This window comes from Actinoplanes sp. NPDC051633, assembly GCF_040681735.1.
Taxonomy (GTDB): domain Bacteria; phylum Actinomycetota; class Actinomycetes; order Mycobacteriales; family Micromonosporaceae; genus Actinoplanes.
In genome coordinates this window covers 1-3,800 of the sequence record NZ_JBFAZH010000763.1, presented here as the reverse complement: position 1 = coordinate 3,800, position 3,800 = coordinate 1, and the positions used below count along the sequence as shown (strand labels likewise).

5 protein-coding genes are annotated in these 3,800 nt (G+C 73.1%); 4 read left to right on the top strand and 1 reads right to left on the bottom strand.

Features of this window, described 5'->3' with window-relative positions; all coding sequences use genetic code 11:
* Together AB0M20_RS31515 and AB0M20_RS31510 are read left to right on the top strand one after the other, a co-directional pair.
* A partial coding sequence (locus AB0M20_RS31515) for an AEC family transporter (protein WP_364303971.1) occupies positions 1-305 on the top strand: 305 nt, incomplete at its 5' end.
* A 105-nt stretch (positions 306-410) separates the two neighbouring features.
* Positions 411-1,814 (top strand): FAD-binding oxidoreductase, encoded by a 1,404-nt coding sequence (locus AB0M20_RS31510; RefSeq protein WP_364303970.1) that lies wholly within the window; start codon positions 411-413, stop codon positions 1,812-1,814.
* A gap of 7 nt (positions 1,815-1,821) precedes the next feature.
* Here the strand turns inward: AB0M20_RS31510 and AB0M20_RS31505 are convergent, their stop codons facing one another.
* A complete protein-coding gene (locus AB0M20_RS31505) occupies positions 1,822-2,103 on the bottom strand; it encodes a hypothetical protein (RefSeq protein WP_364303969.1) in 282 nt (93 codons plus the stop codon).
* A 168-nt stretch (positions 2,104-2,271) separates the two neighbouring features.
* Here AB0M20_RS31505 and AB0M20_RS31500 point away from each other — a divergent pair, with 168 nt between their 5' ends.
* Entirely contained in the window at positions 2,272-3,078 is an 807-nt protein-coding gene (locus AB0M20_RS31500) for an ABC transporter ATP-binding protein (protein WP_364303968.1), read from the top strand.
* Between the two features lie 30 nt (positions 3,079-3,108).
* A partial coding sequence (locus tag AB0M20_RS31495; protein WP_364303966.1) for an ABC transporter substrate-binding protein occupies positions 3,109-3,800 on the top strand: 692 nt, incomplete at its 3' end.

Here is a 3,800-nt window from a genome sequence, read left to right as displayed (position 1 = left end):
GCATGTCCCTGTCCGGCCGCCGGGTCCTGGCACCCGGGCCGGATCGTCGGCCGACCGTGGTGGCGGTGCTGCTGAAGGTCGCGGTGATGCCGGTGGCGGCCGTTCTGCTGGCGTGGGCGCTCGGCCTTCCGCGCGATGCGCAGTACACCGTCACCATCCTGGCGGCGCTGCCCTCCGCGCAGAACATTTACCTCTACGCGCAGCGGGCCGACACCGGGCTGGTGCTGGTCCGCGACGCGATCTTCCTCTCCACGGTCTGCTGCCTGCCGGTGATGCTCGCCGTCACGCTCCTCTTCGGCTCGTGACACCCCCGGGTTTGCATCGCCAGCGAGTCGTGTTCCTGACGGCACCCTCCGTAACCGGACGCTAGGGTCTCGGACGACTGGCCACCTGCCGGATGTGGAGGCGTCATGACCGCGGTCGGTACGACTGGAGACCTGACAAGCGCCGCGCGGGCGTTGCGGAGCTTGCTCGGCGAGCGGCTGTGCACGCCCGACCGGACGGGGTTCGAGGCAGCCCGCCGTGTCTGGAACGCCGCCGTGACACGACAGCCGGCCATGATCGCCCGGTGTGCGGACGCCGGCGAGGTCGCCGCCGTGGTCCGGGTCGCCCACGATGCGGGTGTGCCCCTGTCGGTGCGGGCCGGTGGCCACGACTGGGCCGGGCGTGCGCTGCGCGACGGCGGCCTGGTGATCGACCTGAGCGGCATGCGCGAGGTCACGGTCGATCCGGCCGGCCGCACGGCCACGGCGCAGGGCGGCGCGGTCAGCATCGACCTGGTGACCGCGGCGGCGCCGCACGGGCTGGTCGCCGCGACCGGCGTGGTCGGGGGAGTGGGCCTGGCCGGGCTGACCACCGCGGGTGGATACGGCCCCTTGATCGGCCGGTTCGGCCTGGCGGCCGACAACCTGATCGGCGCCGACGTCGTCCTGGCCGACGGCACCGCCACGACGGCCGGGCCGGACGCCGACACCGACCTGTGGTGGGCGCTGCGCGGCGGGGGCGCCAACTTCGGGGTGGTGACCGCCCTGCGGTATCGCCTGCACGAGTTGCCGGTCGTGCTCGCCGGAATCCTGATGTTCCCCCTCGCCGAGGGCCGCGCGGTGCTCAACGGCTATGCCGAGATCGTGGCCGGCGCCCCCGACGAGCTGACCGTCATGGCGGGCTTCCTGCCCGGCCCGGAGGGACCGCTGGCCTTCCTGTGTCCCTTCTGGTCCGGCGCCGACCTCACCGCCGGCGAGCGGGCGATCGAGACGATGCGGTCGCTCGGGCATCCGATCGTCGACCAGGTCGGGCCGATGCCGTACGCCGCGGCGCTGCGCATGTTCGACGCCGCCATCGTGGACGGCAACCACTATCTGCTCCGGAGCCGCTGGCTCGCCGACGTGTCGCCGCCCGCGGCCGACGCCCTCGCCGACGCGGCGGAGCGGGTCAGCTCGCCGTACTCGGCGCTGATCGTCAACCGGTTCCACGGCGCCGCCGCGCGGGTCGATCCGGGCGCCACCGCCTTCGCTCAGCGCACCGCGCACCAGGCGATCGAGGTCATCGCGGCTTGGCAGCCGGGTCAGCAGCCGGGTCATCCGCCGGCTCAGCAGCCGGGCGACTCGCCGGACCGGCATCGCGCGTGGGCGGACTCCGTCGTGGCGGCGCTCGATCCGGTCGCGATGCCGGGCGGGTATCCGAACCTGCTCGGCCCCGACGACGATCCTCGCGCCCGGGAGTCCTTCGGCGCCAACCTTCAGCGGCTGCTGACGCTCAAGCGCCGGTACGACCCCGGCAACGCCTTCTCGGCGATCCCGGCGCTGGTCGACTGAACGACGCTCAGGCAGCCAGGGCCAGTTCGGGGCGCGGCGCCGGCTTGAAGCGGCGCAGACCCTCGGCGAGAGTGCGCGCCCAGGCCATCCGGGCGGTCGCGAGCTCGGGGTAGTCGCCGTAGTAGGCGGCCATGTCGGCGAAGCACCCGCGGCTGCCGCCGTGCGAGCGGATGGACCGCAGGATGGCGTGCTCCGCCTGGTCGCGGGTGGGCCGGTCGGCGGCGGAGATGTCACTCACGAAGAGGGCTGCCGCGCGGGCGGCGGTGACGGGATCGGTCGTGGTGTCCATGGCTCATTTCACTCCTTCGGCCTGCTCCGGAACTGCTTCTCACAAACACTTTGGCACTTTGCCGGGAGGTGGATAAGGCGGCCTGCAGGCCGGTTGCGGGTTCGGGTTTCTGGTGGAGCGGCGACCCCCGGGATGAGAACCGCGGCCGAGTTAGGTTAGCCTCACCTCATGGAACGGCAGGCGCTCACCGGCTCGGGGCTCACGCTGGCGTACGACGACCGCACGGTCGTGCACGACGCCGGCATCGAGCTGGCCGCCGGCCGCGTCGTCGCGCTCGTCGGGCCGAACGGCTCCGGCAAGTCGACATTGCTGCGGGCGCTCGCCCGCCTGCACCTGCCCCGGTCGGGCACGGTGCGGCTGCCCGACGGCGACGCGCTGGCGTTGCGCCCCAAGGATTTCGCGCGGCGGGTGACCCTGCTGACCCAGTCCCGCCCCACGCCGGGCGGGGTCCGGGTCCGCGACGTCGTGGCGTACGGGCGGCACCCCTACCGCGGCCGGTTCGGCACCGGCGACACCGAGGGCGCGGCCGTGGTGGACCGGGCGATGCGGCTCACCGGCGTCGCCGCGATGGCCGAGCGCCCGGTCGACGAGCTGTCCGGCGGCGAGCTGCAGCGCGTCTGGCTGGCCACCTGCCTCGCGCAGGACACCGGGGTGGTCCTGCTCGACGAACCGACCACGTTCCTCGACCTGCGTTACCAGATGGAGATCCTCGACACCGTCCGCGACCTGGCCGACGAGCACGGCGTCGCGATCGGTGTCGTGCTGCACGACCTGGACCAGGCGGCGGCCGTGGCCGACCACGTGGTCCTGCTCTCGTCGGGTGCGGTGCGCGCGAGCGGCCCGCCCGCCGACGTGCTCACCACCGACCTGCTCAGCGAGGTCTACGCGCTGCGCATCGACGTGCACGTCGACGACGACGGACGCGTCCGCACCCAGCCGATCGGCCGGCACACCCACCGGCACGTCACCGCCTGAACCCGCACCATCACCAGAGGGGGACCCCCGATGCCCATAACCCGTCGCGCGCTGTTCACGACGGCGGTCGCCATCACCTCGCTGGCCCTCGCGGCCTGCGGCACCACCGAGGATCCGGCCGACTCCGCAGCGCCCGCCGCCTCCGCCCCATCCGGCCCGGTGGAGGTCACCGACGAGCGGGGCACGGTTCGCCTGGAACAACCGGCGACCAAGGTCGTCTCCCTGGAGTGGGGACCCACCGAGAACCTGGTGGCGCTCGGGGTCAAGCCGGTCGGCCAGGCCGACACGAAGGGCTACAACGCCTGGGACACGGTCGCACCGATCGACCCGGCCACCCCCGACGTGGGCACCCGCGGTGAGCCCAGTCTGGACGCCATCATCGCGCTCGACCCGGACCTGGTGGTCACCACGACCGACCTGCCGGAGAAGGTGATCGCCGAGATCGCCAAGCAGGTGCCGGTGATCGCCGTGCTCGGCTCGAACGCGCCCGACCCAGTCGGCTACATGCGCAAGACGGTCACCCTGCTGGCGCAGGCCACCGGCAAGCAGGCCGAGGCGGCGAAGCTGCTGGCCGACTTCGATGCGCACGTCGCCTCGGCCAAGAAACAGCTCGCCGCGGCCGGCAAGGCCGGTGCGCCGTACACCATGTCGGACGGCTGGCTCGACTCCGGCACCGTCTCGGTCCGCATGTTCACCCCGCAGTCGTTCCTCGGCGCCATCGG